Source organism: Pseudomonas sp. C9D1 (assembly GCF_056491235.1).
In genome coordinates this window covers 348,387-362,907 of record NZ_JBSZIE010000003.1, presented here as the reverse complement: position 1 = coordinate 362,907, position 14,521 = coordinate 348,387, and the positions used below count along the sequence as shown (strand labels likewise).

Annotated in this window: 11 protein-coding genes; 9 read left to right on the top strand and 2 right to left on the bottom strand. The window is 69.8% G+C overall.

Annotated features, from left to right (window positions below):
• Positions 1–16 precede the first annotated feature (16 nt).
• Complete coding sequence (locus ACXI0U_RS29120) at positions 17–913, top strand: D-hexose-6-phosphate mutarotase (protein ID WP_316927047.1); 897 nt, start codon at positions 17–19, stop codon at positions 911–913.
• Between the two features lie 318 nt (positions 914–1,231).
• Here the strand turns inward: ACXI0U_RS29120 and ACXI0U_RS29115 are convergent, their stop codons facing one another.
• Positions 1,232–2,101 carry a MurR/RpiR family transcriptional regulator gene (locus ACXI0U_RS29115; RefSeq protein ID WP_021222869.1) on the bottom strand — a complete coding sequence of 290 codons (870 nt, stop codon included), beginning with the start codon at positions 2,099–2,101 and terminating at the stop codon, positions 1,232–1,234.
• Positions 2,102–2,275: 174 nt separating this feature from the next.
• Between ACXI0U_RS29115 and zwf the strand changes: the two genes are divergently transcribed.
• The 5 genes from zwf to ACXI0U_RS29090 all read left to right on the top strand — a co-directional run bounded on the left by zwf (position 2,276) and on the right by ACXI0U_RS29090 (position 7,272).
• On the top strand, positions 2,276–3,745 hold the full coding sequence (gene zwf, locus ACXI0U_RS29110) for a glucose-6-phosphate dehydrogenase (RefSeq protein ID WP_021222870.1): 1,470 nt from the start codon (positions 2,276–2,278) through the stop codon (positions 3,743–3,745).
• Positions 3,732–4,448 carry a 6-phosphogluconolactonase gene (gene pgl / locus ACXI0U_RS29105; protein WP_479551227.1) on the top strand — a complete coding sequence of 239 codons (717 nt, stop codon included), beginning with the start codon at positions 3,732–3,734 and terminating at the stop codon, positions 4,446–4,448. Before zwf ends, pgl begins: the two co-directional genes overlap by 14 nt.
• A 55-nt stretch (positions 4,449–4,503) precedes the next feature.
• Entirely contained in the window at positions 4,504–5,142 is a 639-nt protein-coding gene (locus ACXI0U_RS29100; protein WP_479551305.1) for a bifunctional 4-hydroxy-2-oxoglutarate aldolase/2-dehydro-3-deoxy-phosphogluconate aldolase, read from the top strand.
• A 106-nt stretch (positions 5,143–5,248) separates the two neighbouring features.
• Complete coding sequence (locus ACXI0U_RS29095; protein ID WP_479551226.1) at positions 5,249–6,871, top strand: NADP-dependent glyceraldehyde-3-phosphate dehydrogenase; 1,623 nt, start codon at positions 5,249–5,251, stop codon at positions 6,869–6,871.
• Positions 6,871–7,272, top strand: coding sequence for a DUF4952 domain-containing protein (locus ACXI0U_RS29090; protein WP_479551225.1), 402 nt, complete (start codon positions 6,871–6,873; stop codon positions 7,270–7,272). The genes ACXI0U_RS29095 and ACXI0U_RS29090 overlap by 1 nt, the downstream gene beginning before the upstream one ends.
• A 481-nt stretch (positions 7,273–7,753) precedes the next feature.
• Here the strand turns inward: ACXI0U_RS29090 and cra are convergent, their stop codons facing one another.
• Positions 7,754–8,743, bottom strand: coding sequence for a catabolite repressor/activator (cra, locus tag ACXI0U_RS29085; RefSeq protein ID WP_479551224.1), 990 nt, complete (start codon positions 8,741–8,743; stop codon positions 7,754–7,756).
• Positions 8,744–8,953: 210 nt separating this feature from the next.
• Here cra and ptsP point away from each other — a divergent pair, with 210 nt between their 5' ends.
• Genes ptsP through ACXI0U_RS29070 form a run of 3 tightly spaced genes read left to right on the top strand, consistent with a single transcriptional unit; the run spans position 8,954 to position 14,504 of the window.
• Positions 8,954–11,824, top strand: coding sequence for a phosphoenolpyruvate--protein phosphotransferase (ptsP, locus tag ACXI0U_RS29080; protein WP_479551223.1), 2,871 nt, complete (start codon positions 8,954–8,956; stop codon positions 11,822–11,824).
• Entirely contained in the window at positions 11,824–12,780 is a 957-nt protein-coding gene (gene pfkB, locus ACXI0U_RS29075) for a 1-phosphofructokinase (RefSeq protein WP_479551222.1), read from the top strand. The genes ptsP and pfkB overlap by 1 nt, the downstream gene beginning before the upstream one ends.
• Positions 12,777–14,504, top strand: a complete 1,728-nt coding sequence (locus ACXI0U_RS29070; RefSeq protein ID WP_479551221.1) for a PTS fructose-like transporter subunit IIB — start codon at positions 12,777–12,779, stop codon at positions 14,502–14,504. Before pfkB ends, ACXI0U_RS29070 begins: the two co-directional genes overlap by 4 nt.
• Positions 14,505–14,521: the final 17 nt, after the last annotated feature.

Here is a 14,521-nt window from a genome sequence, read left to right as displayed (position 1 = left end):
GCGGCGCGGCCCTGCGATGAGTCGTGGCGAACCGCGCCGCCATGGCCTGGAACTGGCGACCGAGCCCGTGGAGCATCCGCTCGCCGGGCTCTTCGTTCCCGGTGTGCGCCAGGTCTTCCGCTGGGGCAGCGAGCAGGGGCGCGAGCTGCTGCTGATCGATCACCCGCGCTGCCGCGCCATCTTTGCCCGCCAGGGCGGCCAGCTGCTGCACTTCCAGCCGCGCGGCGAACGCCCGCTGCTCTGGTGCGCCGCGCGCTGGCCCAGGCTCGGCGCCATACGCGGCGGCGTGCCGGTGTGCTGGCCCTGGTTCGGTCGCCACCCGCAGGAAAGCGGCTGGCCCCACCACGGCTGGGCACGCCTCACGGACTGGCGCCTGCAGGAGCGCGAAAGCTCGGACGCCGGCGTGCGCCTGCGCTGGCGCCTGGCCCTGCATGACTGGGAGGTGGAGCTGCAGGCGGAGCTGGGCGATGAACTGGCGCTGACCCTGACCACCCGCCATGGCGACCAGGAACCCTGCGTGCTCAGCCAGGCGCTGCACGCCTATTGGTGCATCAGCGACATCGCCCGGGTCGCCGTGCTGGGGCTGGAGGGCGCCAGCGGGCAGGATCTGCTCAGCCGCCAGCGCTTCACCCAGCAGGGCGAGCTGCGCCCGGTGGAAGGCTGTCATCGCATCTTCGATCACGCCGGCCCGCTGCACCTGCAGGACGCCGGCTGGCAACGCCGCGTGCGCATCGACACCGGCGGTTCACCCAATACCGTGGTCTGGCACCCCGGCAGCCGCCCGCTCAGCGATGTCAGCTGGAAGGAAGGCCTCGGCTTCGCCAGCATCGAAGCCGCCGCCTGCGGCACCGGCAGCCAGGTCCTAGCGCCCGGAGAAGAAGCGCGCATCCAGCTCAAGGCGCGGGTGGAATGAATCCGCAGGTAGCCCGGGCTTCAGCCCGGGAGCGGGCATTCCCGGGCTACGAAACTCGACAGGATGAACGCGTGCCGTAGGGTGTGCCGTGCGCACCTCCGCTCTGTGCTTCCGGCGAGTTCGAGGTGCGCGCAGCACACCCTACGTCCGGAGTGAACGGCGGCTGCATGCTCCGAGGCTTGGCTGTGCTCACTCCAGGGGGGGGCAAAAAGCAACGCCATGCTCCAGGAACGTGGGTGTTTACTCGCGAACGCGCCACCCCTCCGACCACCGGCCCCGAATCAATCCCGCAACCATGGGTCTGCCCTTGAAAGGGGCTCAGCCCGGCTCTTCGTCCGCGGGGTAGCGGCTGGCGTTGAGGCTTTCCTTGATCTTGCGCAGGTGCGGCTGGAAGTCGACGCCGCGGCGCAGGGTCACGCCGGTGGCCAGCACATCGAGCACGGTGAGCTGGATGATGCGCGAGGTCATCGGCATGTAGATGTCGGTGTCCTCCGGCAGCGGGATGTCCAGGCTCAGGGTGCTGGCGCGGGCCAGCGGCGAGCCGGCGGCGGTCAGGCCCAGCACCGAGGCGCCGTTCTGCCGCGCCAGGCGCGCCACTTCCACCAGTTCGCGGGTGCGGCCGGTGTAGGAAATGATCACGAACAGGTCGCCGGTGTGGGCCACCGAAGCCAGCATGCGCTGCATCAGCACATCGGCATGGGCCGACACGGCGAGGTTGAAGCGGAAGAACTTGTGCTGGGCGTCCAGGGCCACCGGTGCCGAGGCACCCAGGCCAAAGAAATGGATCTGCCGGGCCTGGATCAACAGGTCCACGGCGCGGCTGATCAACTGCGGGTCGAGGGCGTTGCAGGCGCTGTCCAGGGAGGCGATGGCGCTGCCGAAGATCTTGCGCGTGTAGGCCTCGGGGCCGTCGTCCGCCTCTACCGCGCGGCTGACGTAGGCGGCGCCGCTGGCCAGGCTCTGCGCCAGCTGCATCTTCAGCTCCGGGTAACCGTTGACGCCGAAGGAGCGGCAGAAGCGGTTCACCGTCGGCTCGCTGACGCTGGCGGCCTGGGCGAGGGCGGCGATGCTGAAGCGCGTCGCCTGCTGTGGGTCCTGGAGAATGACTTCGGCGACCTTGCGTTCGGCCTTGTTGAGGTCTTCGAGTCGTCCCTGGATCTGCTCCAGAAGATTGCGTACGCGGTCCATGTAGGTTCCTTGCAAGGGGCCTGCAAAATCGGTGGCCTATCGTAATGAGGGGCACCGGCCAGAGCCAGAGGTAACAGGAGGGTGACAAAATGTTGTTCTTATTACTACATTTATTCTTGATATGGCCATTCTCACCGTGTATTTCTAGTTCAACCTCGTAAAAGAACAATCATTATGGCTTCCTTATCCGTAGAACCCTGCACCTTCGCCCTGTTCGGCGCCCTCGGCGACCTGGCCTTGCGCAAGCTGTTCCCGGCGCTCTACCAACTGGACCGCGCCGGCCTGCTGCATGGCGACACGCGCATCCTCGCCCTGGCCCGCGAAAGCGAGGAGGGCGGCGCCCGCCTGGCATCCATCGAGGAACACCTGCGTGGCTACGTGCCGGAGCGGGAGATCGACGCGGCCGTGCTGCAGCGCTTCATGGCGCGGCTGAGCTACCTGCCCATGGACTTCCTCCACGCCGAGGGCTACCAGGTGCTGGCCGAGCGCGTCGGCCCCGAGGAACGGCTGATCGCCTACTTCGCCACGCCGGCTTCGGTCTATGGCGCCATCTGCGAGGGCCTGGCCCGCGTCGAGCGCGCCCGCCACACCCGCGTGGTGCTGGAAAAGCCCATCGGCCACGACCTGGAATCCTCGCGTCGGGTCAACGACGCGGTGGCCGTGCATTTCCCCGAGAACCGCATCTACCGGATCGACCACTACCTGGGCAAGGAGACGGTGCAGAACCTCATCGCCCTGCGCTTCGCCAACAGCCTGTTCGAAACCCAGTGGAACCAGCACCACATCTCCCACGTGGAAATCACTGTGGCCGAACAGGTGGGCATCGAGGGGCGCTGGGGCTATTTCGACGAGGCCGGTCAGCTGCGCGACATGATCCAGAACCACCTGCTGCAGCTGCTCTGCCTGATCGCCATGGACCCGCCCAGCGACCTCTCCGCCGACAGCATCCGTGACGAGAAGGTCAAGGTGCTCAAGGCCCTGGCGCCCATCACCGCTGCCCAGGTGGCGCAGCAGGTGGTGCGCGGCCAGTACATCGCCGGCAGCACCCAGGGCCGCCCGGTGCCGGGCTACCTGGAAGAAGAGAACTCCAACACCCAGAGCGACACCGAAACCTTCGTCGCCCTGCGCGCCGACATCCGCAACTGGCGCTGGAACGGCGTGCCCTTCTACCTGCGCACCGGCAAGCGCATGCCGCAGAAGCTGTCGCAGATCGTCATCCACTTCAAGGAGCCGCCGCACTACATCTTCGCCCCCGAGCAGCGCCCGCTGATCAGCAACCGGCTGATCATCCGCCTGCAGCCCGACGAAGGCATCTCCCTGCAGGTGATGACCAAAGACCAGGGCCTGGACAAGGGCATGCAGCTACGCAGCGGCCCGCTGCAGCTGAGCTTCTCCGACACCTACCGCAGCGCGCGGATCCCCGATGCCTACGAACGCCTCCTGCTGGAGGTGATGCAGGGCAACCAGAACCTCTTCGTGCGCAAGGACGAAATCGAGTACGCCTGGCAATGGTGCGACCAGCTGATCGACGGCTGGAAGCAGCTGGGCGACTCCCCCAAACCCTACGCGGCCGGCACCTGGGGGCCGGTCGCATCCATCGCATTGATCACCCGTGACGGCAGGAGCTGGTATGGCGATCTGTAATCTCGACCTGCCCACGCAGGTCACCGGGGTCAGCCTCGGCAGCCCCGAACAACTGGCCGGCGAACTGGCCCTGCACGTGGCCGGCGCCCTGCGCTCGGCCATCGAATCCCACGGCGTGGCCTCCCTCGTGGTGTCCGGCGGGCGCAGCCCCATCGCCTTCCTCGAGCGGTTGTCCGCCCAGGAACTGGACTGGTCCCGCGTCGCTGTCAGCCTCGCCGACGAGCGCTGGGTGCCGGTGGGCCACGCCGACAGCAACGAAGGCCTGGTGCGTCGCCACCTGCTGCGCGGCCCGGCGGCCAAGGCACGCTTCATCGGCCTCTATCATTCCGCCGCCAGCCTGGACGAGGCGGCGCGCCTGGCAGATGCCGCGCTCGCCGAGCTGCCGCAGCCCATCGACGTGCTGGTGCTGGGCATGGGCGAGGACGGTCACACCGCCTCGCTGTTCCCCAAGAGCCCCGGCCTGGACGATGCCTTGAGCCACGCCTGCACCCGGCGCTGCGTGCCCATGCAGGCGCCGAGCGTGCCGCGCCAGCGCCTGTCCATGCCGTTGCCGCTGTTGGCCGGCGCGCGCCTCACGCTGCTGGCGGTGCAGGGGCAGGGCAAGCTCGACACCCTGGCCACCGCGCTGGCCGTTGAAGACGTGGCGGCCATGCCGATCCGCGCCTTCCTCCACCAGCCCCTCGAGATCTACTGGTGCCCTTGAGCCCGAAGGACCTGTCATGAACGCGAATCCCTCCCCAGCGCGCAACGTGCCGAGCATGGCCGAGAAGGTCGAGATGATCGACCGCCTCTGCGCCGAAGCGCGCATCCTCCCGGTGATCACCATCGAGCGCGAGGAACACATCCTGCCCCTGGCCAACGCCCTGGCCGCCGGTGGCCTGCGCGCCCTGGAAATCACCCTGCGCTCCGAGTACGGCCTCACCGCCATCCGCCTGCTGCGCGAGCAGCGCCCGGACCTGCTGATCGGCGCCGGCACCGTGCTGGATGAACACATGCTCGCCGACGCCGAAGCCGCCGGCGCGCAGTTCATCGTCACCCCCGGCTGCACCGCCGAGCTGCTCGACGCCGGCCGCGAAAGCCCGTTGCCGCTGCTGCCCGGTGTCGGCAGCGCCTCGGAAATCATGCTCGGCCACGCCCGCGGCTACCGGCGCTTCAAGCTGTTCCCGGCGGAAGTGGTGGGCGGCGCAGCGGCCCTCAAGGCATTCGCCGGGCCCTTCCCGGGCATCCGCTTCTGCCCCACCGGCGGCGTCAAGCCGGACAACGTGCGTAACTACATGGCCCTGCCCAACGTCATGTGCGTAGGCGGTACCTGGATGATGGACAGCGCCTGGGTGCGCGCCGGCGACTGGGCGCGCATCGAAGCCGCCACAGCCGAGGCCTTGAAGCTGCTGGAATAAACGCAGCCGGAAGATGCAAGCCGCCCGTGCGGGAGCGCTGGCGGTGCAAGGAAGAGTCAGATCGCCGCGTCATCACTGCCATTCACGCTGCCCCGAGGATCGCCCCATGTCCCGTTTCGCCCCCGAAGCCCTGTTCCCCAGCCTCGCCGACATCCCCGAAGCCTGGCGCCTCGGCGCACCGGTGGAGCAGCGCGAATACCTGGTGGAGGGCGAGCTGCGCCGCTGGGATGGCCCCCTGGCCACGGTGCGCAGCCCGATCTTCCTCAAGGGCGAGCAGGGTGAAGAACAGGTCATCCTCGGCAGCACGCCGCTGCTGGATGCCGACGCCGCGCTGGAGGCGCTGGACGCCGCCGTGCGTGCCTATGACAACGGCCAGGGCGCCTGGCCCAATATGCGTGTCGGTGAGCGCATCCACCATGTCGAGCTGTTCCTGGCGCGCATGCGCGAGCGGCGCCACGAGGTGGTGCGCCTGCTGATGTGGGAGATCGGCAAGAACCTCAAGGATTCCGAGAAGGAGTTCGACCGCACCTGCGACTACATGGTCGACACCATCAACGCTTTGAAGGAGCTCGACCGCCGCTCCAGCCGCTTCGAGCTGGAGCAGGGCACCCTCGGCCAGATCCGCCGCGTGCCCCTGGGCGTGGCGCTGTGCATGGGCCCCTACAACTACCCGCTGAACGAAACCTTCACCACGCTGATTCCGGCGCTGATCATGGGCAACACCGTGGTCTTCAAACCGGCCAAGTTCGGCGTGTTGCTGATGCGCCCGCTGCTGGAGGCCTTCCGCGACAGCTTCCCGGCCGGCGTCATCAACATCATCTACGGCCGTGGCCGCGAGACCGTCAGCGCGCTGATGGCCAGCGGCAAGGTCGATGTCTTCGCCTTCATCGGCACCAACAAGGGCGCCAGCGACCTGAAGAAGCTGCACCCGCGACCGCACCGCCTGCGCGCCGCCCTAGGGCTGGATGCCAAGAACCCCGGCATCGTCCTGCCACAGGTGGACCTGGACAACGCCGTCAACGAGGCCGTCACCGGCGCACTGTCGTTCAACGGCCAGCGCTGCACCGCGCTGAAGATCCTCTTCGTCCATGAAGACGTGCTCGAACCCTTCCTCGCGCGCTTCAGCGCCAAGCTCGCCGCGCTCAAGCCGGGCATGCCCTGGGAAGACGGCGTGGCACTGACGCCGCTGCCGGAGCCGGGCAAGGTCGACTACCTCACCACCCTGCTGCAGGACGCCACCGCCAAGGGCGCCCAGGTGGTCAACGAAGGCGGCGGCCAGAGCCGCGAGAGCTTCTTCTACCCGGCGCTGCTGTGCCCGGTGAGCCCGGACATGCGCATCTACCAGGAAGAGCAGTTCGGCCCGCTGGTGCCCGTGGTGCCGTACCGCGACGTGCAGGTCGCCATCGACTACGTGCTGGATTCCGACTACGGCCAGCAGCTGTCGATCTTCGGCAACGACTCCGCCGAGGTCGGCCGCCTGGTGGACGCCTTCGCCAATCAGGTGGGGCGCATCAACATCAACGCCCAGTGCCAGCGCGGGCCAGATACCTTCCCCTTCAACGGGCGCAAGAACTCCGCCGAGGGCACCCTGTCCGTGCACGACGCGCTGCGCACCTTCTCCATCCGCACCCTGGTGGCCACGCGCTTCCAGGAGGACAACAAGACGCTGATCAGCGAGATCATCCGCAACCGCGAATCCAGCTTCATCAGCACCGACTACATCTTCTGATGCGCGGCGTCCCGATCCTCGCGCTGCTGCTCCTGGCCGGTGCCGCACAGGCGGCGGAACCGGCCTGCGGTGACTTCCTCGAGCAGCTCGGGGTCGAGTCGCCCGGGCTGCACTTCGAAGGCTGCAAATTGGAGGAGGGCGGCCAGCTGCGCCAACTGGTGGCCGAGTACCAGGTGCCCGGCCCCCAGGCCCATGCCGTGGAAAGCCTGCTGCAACAGCGCTTCGGCCTGCAGCCGCTGCGGTTCATCTGCTGCGGCTGGGACACCCCGCCCGCCAGCGCGCCCCACGCCAGCGGCCGGCCCTACGAAATCCGCATGAGCTCAGGGGAAACCCTGGAAAAGGACTGGGCGCGCATCGACCGCTTCCACGTCAGCGTCACCCTCTATCTCGAAGACCCGTGATCCCGGGGGCTGCTACGCGCCAGGTAGGGTGGATGACGCTTTTTTCATCCACCAGCGGTGTGGTCGGGAAGCGCGGAGTCAAGGCAGTCCTGCGGCCTGCCTGGCGACTGAAGTCGCCCCTACAAGGTCGTGCCAAGGGGATTTCTTGTGGGAGCGAATTCATTCGCGATGGGGCGTTTGGGCAGCCGCAGCCACGTGCCGGCTGCGGGTCTTCGCGGCTGAAGCCGCTCCCACAAGGAGAGCCCGCTGCGACGCCAACCTCGGGAGGTGGTCCGGGCGTAGGGTGGATGACGCTTTTTTCATCCACCGGCGGTGTGGTCGGGAAGCGCGGAGTCAAGGCAGTCCTGCGGCCTGCCTGGCGACTGAAGTCGCCCCTACGAATTCATTCGCGATGGCCCCGTCCCGGGCTGAAGCCAGGGCTACGGCAGCTGTGCAGGGCGGGTGAGCCCCGCGAAACCACATCGGGTATGCGATGCGTCCTTCAGCTTCCGCGCCTCACCTGCAACCTTCGCGGTATCGCCAGCACCCCGGGCTGGTAGTCCCCGGCGATGGCCTGCAATGCACGCTCCAGTACTTGTTCGGCGATCAGCTCGTGCTGCTGGCGCATGGAGTTCACCGGCAGCGGCAGGAAGTCCAGCAACTGGGTGTCGCCGAAGGTGCCGAGCTGCAGGTGCTGCGGCCAGGCGCCGTTCTCGCGCAGCACATCCAGCACGCCGGCCAGCAGCACGTAGGCGGTGGTCACCAGTGCATCCGGCAGGCGGCCCTGGCGCTCCAGCAGTTCCTGCATCATGCGCCGCCCGCACTCACGGCTGAATTCGGCGCCGCATTGCACGAGTGTCTCGCCGCCAAAGCCGGCCAGCGCGGCTCGGAAGCCCGCCTCGCGGTCGCGGCTGATGGGCAGCTCCGGCCGCGCGCCGAGCAGCGCCACCTGGCGCGGCGGCGGGTTCAGCAGGCTGCGGGTGAGCAGTTGCGCCGCCTGGTGGTCATCGCTCACCACCGAGCAGAAACGCCCCGGGGCCAGCTCGCGGTCGACGGCGATCACCGGTAGCCCGGCATCCAGCAACGCGCCCAGGCTCGGGTCCTGGGGTGGCAGGCAGCTGGCGACGATCAGCGCATCGCAACGCCGCGCACTGAAGAGCTGCAGCAGCTGGCGCTCGCTCTCCGGCTCGTCGTCGGAGCTGGCGATCAGCAACTGGTAGCCCCGGGTCCGTGCCTGTTGTTCCAGCAGCTTGGCCAGGCGCGCATAGCTGGGGTTTTCCAGGTCCGGGAGGATGAAGGCCAGGGTGCGGGTCTGCCCACGGCGCAAGCCGGCGGCATGGGGATCGGGGCGGTAACCGTGGGCATCGACCACCGCGCGCACCCGCTCCACGGTGGCGGGGGAGATGCGTTTCTCCTCGGCCTTGCCGTTGACCACATAGCTGGCGGTGGTGACCGAAACCCCGGCCAGCCGGGCGATGTCACTGAGTTTCAAGGGGCGACTCCTCGTGGGGTGCGCGTTTCATCGGTCGGGCTTCAAGCGGCGAAGAATATCGAGTAACGTGCCGCCCTGGATTAATGAAACGATTCAGCACGGCTTTTGTCCAGATAGCAACCACCCTCTGCCAAGGGTTGGGCAGCGCCTAAGCTGAAGGTTCATCGCACAACGACAACAGGGCCTGAAGGCCCGCGTGGAGGAAACGGCATGCTCGAACTGACCCCGGCTCTGGTGTCCATGGGCCTGGCGGCGGCGGACAAGGGCGCCGCCCTGCAACGGGTGGCCAGCCGCCTGGTGGACGACGGGCTCGCCGCCGAGGGCTACCTGGCCGCGCTGCAAGCCCGTGAAGGGCAGGGCTCCACCTACCTCGGCCAGGGCCTGGCCATTCCCCACGGCACCCCGGAAACCCGTCACCTGGTCCACGGCACCGGCGTGCGCCTGCTGCACTTTCCCGACGGGGTGGACTGGGGCGACGGCCAGCGCGTGTACCTGGCCATCGGCATCGCCGCGAAATCCGATGAACACCTGCGCCTCCTGCAACTGCTCACCCGAGCCCTGGGCGAAGGTGACCTGGGCGCCGAGCTGCGCCGCGCCGAAACCGCCGAAGCCATCATCGCGCTGCTCCAGGGCGGCCCCGGCGAGCTGGCGCTGGACGAACAGCTGGTGACGCTCGGCAGCGCCGCCGAAGACTTCGACGAACTGGCCCTGGAAGGCGCGCGCCTGCTGCGTCGTGCCGGCTGCGTGGACAAGGGCTATGCCACCCAGCTGTTGCAGGGCGACGCGCTGCCCCTGGGCGCAGGCCTCTGGTGGCTGGACAGCAGCCACGCAGTGAACCGCCCCGGGCTGGCCTTCGTCGCGCCGCGCACGCCGCTGCGCCACCAGGGCCAGTCGCTGGCCGGGCTGTTCTGCCTGGCCAGCCGAGGTGACGCCCACGTGGCGCTGCTGGAGCGGCTCTGCGCACTGCTTATCGAAGGGCGCGGTTCCGAATTGGCCCAGGCCGCCGACCGCCGCCGGGTGCTGGAAACTCTGGCCGGCGATGCCACCGCCGACTGGCCCAGCCTGCGCGTACCCCTGGCCAACGCCCACGGCCTGCACGCCCGCCCGGCCAAGGAGCTGGCGCAACTGGCCCAGGGCTTCGCCGGGGAGGTGCGGGTGCGCATCGCCGACAGCGGCCTGCCCGCGGTCAGTGCGCGCAGCCTGAGCAAACTTCTGGGTCTGGGCATCCGCCGTGGCCAGGTGCTGGAGCTGCTGGCCGAACCGGGCATCGCCGACCAGGCCCTGCCGGTGCTGCGCCAGGCGGTGGAGCAAGGCCTGGGCGAGGAGGTGGAGCCCCTGGCCGCCGGCTCGACCGCCAGCACCGAGCAGCCCGAGTCCGAGGCCGAGGAAGCCGTTCCCGGCGCACCCGCTCCGGGCAGCCTGCTCAACGCCGTGCCGGCCGCGCCCGGCATCGCCATCGGCCCGGCCCATGTGCGTGTCGCGCGGGCCTTCGACTACCCCGCCCGTGGCGAATCCCCGGCCAGCGAGCGCAAGCACCTGCACCAGGCATTGGCCCAGGTGCGCGCGGAGATCGAGGCCCTGGTGGAGCGCAGCGAGGTGAAGGCCATCCGCGAGATCTTCATCACCCACCTGGAAATGCTCGCCGACCCGGGCCTGGGCGATGAGGTGGAGGCACGCCTGCAACGCGGCGAGAGTGCCGCTGCTGCCTGGGCCAGCGTGATCGGCACCGCCGCCGCCCAGCAGGAATCCCTGCAGGATGCGCTGCTGGCCGAGCGCGCCGCCGACCTGCGCGATGTCGGCCACCGCGTGCTGGCCAAGCTCTGTGGCGTCGAGGAACAGGCCGAACCCGAGCAGCCCTATGTGCTGGTGCTGGACGAAATGGCGCCCTCCGACGTCGCCCGGCTGGACCGCACCCGCGTGGCCGGCATCCTCACCGCGCGCGGTGGTGCCACCTCCCACAGCGCCATCGTCTCCCGCGCCCTGGGCATTCCCGCCCTGGTCGGCGCCGGGGCCGGGGTGCTGGCCCTGGAGCCGGGCACGCCGCTGCTGCTGGACGGCGGCCGTGGCCGCCTGGTGGTGGCACCGGAGCAGGCCCTGCTGGAGCGCGCCCGTGCCGAGCACCAGGACCGCGAGCGCCTGCTGCGCGAGGCCGAGGCGCACAAGAACGAACCGGCCCGAACCCGCGACGGCCACCGGGTGGAGGTCTGCGCCAACCTGGGCGACGCTGCCGGCGCCGTGGCGGCGGTGGAGCAGGGCGCCGAAGGCGTCGGCCTGCTGCGCACCGAATTCATCTTCATGGCCCATTCCCAGGCGCCCGACCTGGCGAGCCAGGAGGCCGACTACCGCAAGGTGTTCGACGCCCTCGACGGCCGCCCGCTGGTGGCGCGCACCCTCGATGTGGGTGGCGACAAACCCTTGCCCTATTGGCCCATCGCCCATGAGGAAAACCCCTTCCTCGGCCTGCGCGGCGTGCGCCTGACCCTGCAGCGGCCCAAGGTGATGGAGACCCAGTTGCGCGCCTTGCTGCGTGCCGCCGACGGCCGCCCGCTGCGCATCATGTTCCCTATGGTCGGCAGCGTTGCCGAATGGCGCCAGGCCCGCGACATGGCCCTGCGCCTGGCGGAGGAAATCCCCCAGGCCGACCTGCAGCTGGGGATCATGGTCGAGGTGCCGTCCGCGGCGTTGCTGGCCCCAGTGCTGGCCCGCGAGGTGGACTTCTTCAGCATCGGCACCAATGACCTGACCCAGTACGCCCTGGCCATCGACCGGGGCCACCCGACGCTCTCGGCCCAGGCCGATGGCCTGCACCCGGCCGTGCTGCAACTCATCGAGCTCACCGTGCGCGCCGCCCATGCGCGGGGCAAATGGGTGGGCGTGTGCGGCGAGCTGGCCGCCGACCCGCTGGCGGTGCCGCTGCTGGTGGGGCTGGGGGTGGACGAACTCAGCGTCGCGGCGCGCAGCGTGCCCGAGGTCAAGGCGCGCATCCGCGAGCTCAGCCTGGCCGACGCCCAGGAACTGGCGGGCGTGGCGCTGGCGGCGGAAAGCGCCGAAGCGGTACGCGCCCTGGCGGAGAAATTCTGATGGCACGCATCCTCACGCTCACCCTCAACCCGGCGCTGGACCTCACCCTGCGCCTGCCGCGCCTGGAGCCCGGCGCGGTCAACCGGGGCCAGGCGCTGGTCAGCCACGCCGCCGGCAAGGGCCTCAACGTCGCCCAGGTGCTGGCCGACCTGGGCCACTCCCTCAGCGTCAGCGGCTTCCTCGGCGCCGGCAACGCCCAGCCCTTCGAAGCGCTGTTCGCCCGGCGCGGCTTCCACGACGCTTTCGTCCGCGTCGAGGGCGAAACCCGCAGCAACCTCAAGCTGGCCGAAGACGACGGCCGCATCACCGACATCAACGGCCCCGGGCCGGAGGTGGACGCAGCGGCAAAAGACGAACTGCTGCGCCGCCTCGACGCCCTGGTGCCCGGCCACGACCTGGTGGTGGTGGCCGGTAGCCTGCCACGGGGCGTGGACGCCGACTGGTTCGCTGCGCTGCTGCGGCGCCTGCGCGCGCTGGGCGCCCGGGTGGCGCTGGACAGCAGCGGGGCGGCCCTGCGCGCCGGGCTCGCCAGCGCGCCCTGGCTGGTCAAGCCCAACGCCGAGGAGCTGGCCGACGCCTGTGGCCGCCCTCTCGACGAGTTGGCCGCACAGGCCGAGGAGGCCGCGCGCCTGCAGGCCGCCGGCATCGAACACCTGGTGCTGTCCATGGGCGCCGAGGGCGTGCGCTGGTTCAACCGGGGGCAGGCCCTGCAGTCGCGCCCGCCCAAGGTGAAGGTGGCCAGCACCGTGGGCGCCGGCGATTCGCTGCTGGCGGGCATGGTCCACGGCCTGCTGGCCGGCTGGCCCGCCGAGCGCACCCTGGCCCACGCCACCGCCATCGCCGCCCAGGCAGTGACGCAGATCGGTTTCGGCATCAATGACCGGGCGCAACTGGCCGCGCTGGAAAGCGCGGTGCGCGTGCAGCCCGTAGAAGAACAACACGAGGTACCCCGATGAAATTCGCCCTTGTCACCGCCTGCCCCAATGGCGCGGTCAGCAGCCTGATCAGCGCGCGCCTGCTGGAGGCCGCCGCGCGCCGCCTGGGCTGGACGCCCCAGGTGGAAATGCCCGGCGGCGAAACCGTGCCCGCCGAAGCGCTGGCGGCTGCCGACTGGGTGCTGGTGGTGAAGACCGGCCCGCTGGACCTCTCACGTTTCGCCGGCAAGCGCCTGTACCTGGCGACACCGGCCGAGGCCCTGCACGAGCCGCAGGCCTTCCTCCAGCGCGCCGAGCGTGACGCGCAGGTGCAGGACACCGCGCCGGCACCCGCCGCAACGGCCGTGGCGGGCGAGCGGCCGCGCCTGGTGGCGGTCACCGCCTGCCCGACCGGCGTCGCCCACACCTTCATGGCCGCCGAAGCGCTGAAGCAGGCCGCTGCGCGCCTGGGCATGGAGCTGCAGGTGGAGACCCAGGGCTCGGTGGGCGCCCGCGACCCGCTGTCGGCCGAGGCCATCGCCGCCGCCGACGTGGTGCTGCTGGCCACCGACATCGAGGTGGACACCGCCCGCTTCGCCGGCAAGCGCGTCTACCGCTGCGGCACCGGTGTCGCCCTCAAGCAGGCCGACGCCACCCTGCGCAAGGCCCTGGCCGATGCCCAGGTGCAGCAGGCCGGCAAGCCCGGCAGCCCCCAGGCCGAGGGCCAGGGCGAAGCGAAAGGCGTGTACAAGCACCTGCTCACGGGCGTGTCCTTCATGCTGCCGATGGTGGTGGCGGGCGGCCTGCTGATCGCACTGTCCTTCGTATTCGGCATCGAGGCCTTCAAGGAGCAGGGCACCCTGGCGGCCGCGCTGATGCAGATCGGCGGCGACACGGCCTTCAAGCTGATGGTGCCGCTGCTGGCCGGCTACATCGCCTATTCCATCGCCGACCGCCCGGGCCTGGCGCCGGGGATGATCGGCGGGCTGCTGGCCGCCACACTGGGCGCAGGCTTCATCGGCGGCATCATCGCGGGCTTCCTCGCCGGCTACTCGGCCAAGGCCATCAGCCGCTGGGTGAGGCTGCCGCAGAGCCTGGAGGCGCTCAAACCCATCCTCATCATCCCGCTGCTGGCCAGCCTGATCACCGGCCTGGTGATGATCTACGTGGTCGGCAAGCCGGTGGCCGGCATGCTCGCCGCGCTGACCCAGTTCCTCGACGGCATGGGCAGCACCAACGCCATCCTCCTCGGCGTGCTGCTGGGCGGGATGATGTGCGTCGACCTCGGCGGGCCGATCAACAAGGCCGCCTACGCCTTCTCCGTCGGCCTGCTGGCCTCCCACAGCTACGCGCCCATGGCCGCCACCATGGCGGCCGGCATGGTGCCGCCCATCGGCCTGGGCATCGCCTGCCTGCTGGCGCGGCGCAAGTTCGCCCAGAGCGAGCGCGAGGCCGGCAAGGCGGCGCTGGTGCTGGGGCTGTGCTTCATCTCCGAGGGCGCCATCCCCTTCGCCGCCAAGGACCCGCTGCGGGTTATCCCCGCCAGCATCGCCGGCGGCGCGCTCACCGGTGCGCTGTCGATGTACTTCGGCTGCAAACTCATGGCGCCCCACGGCGGGCTGTTCGTGATGCTCATCCCCAACGCCATCAACCACGTGCTCGCCTACCTGCTGGCCATCGTCGCCGGCAGCCTGGTCACCGGCCTGCTCTATGCCGCGCTCAAGCGCGGCGCCGCACCAGAACCGGTCGCCTCCCACGGGCCGTGATTTTTCCGTCCACCTTC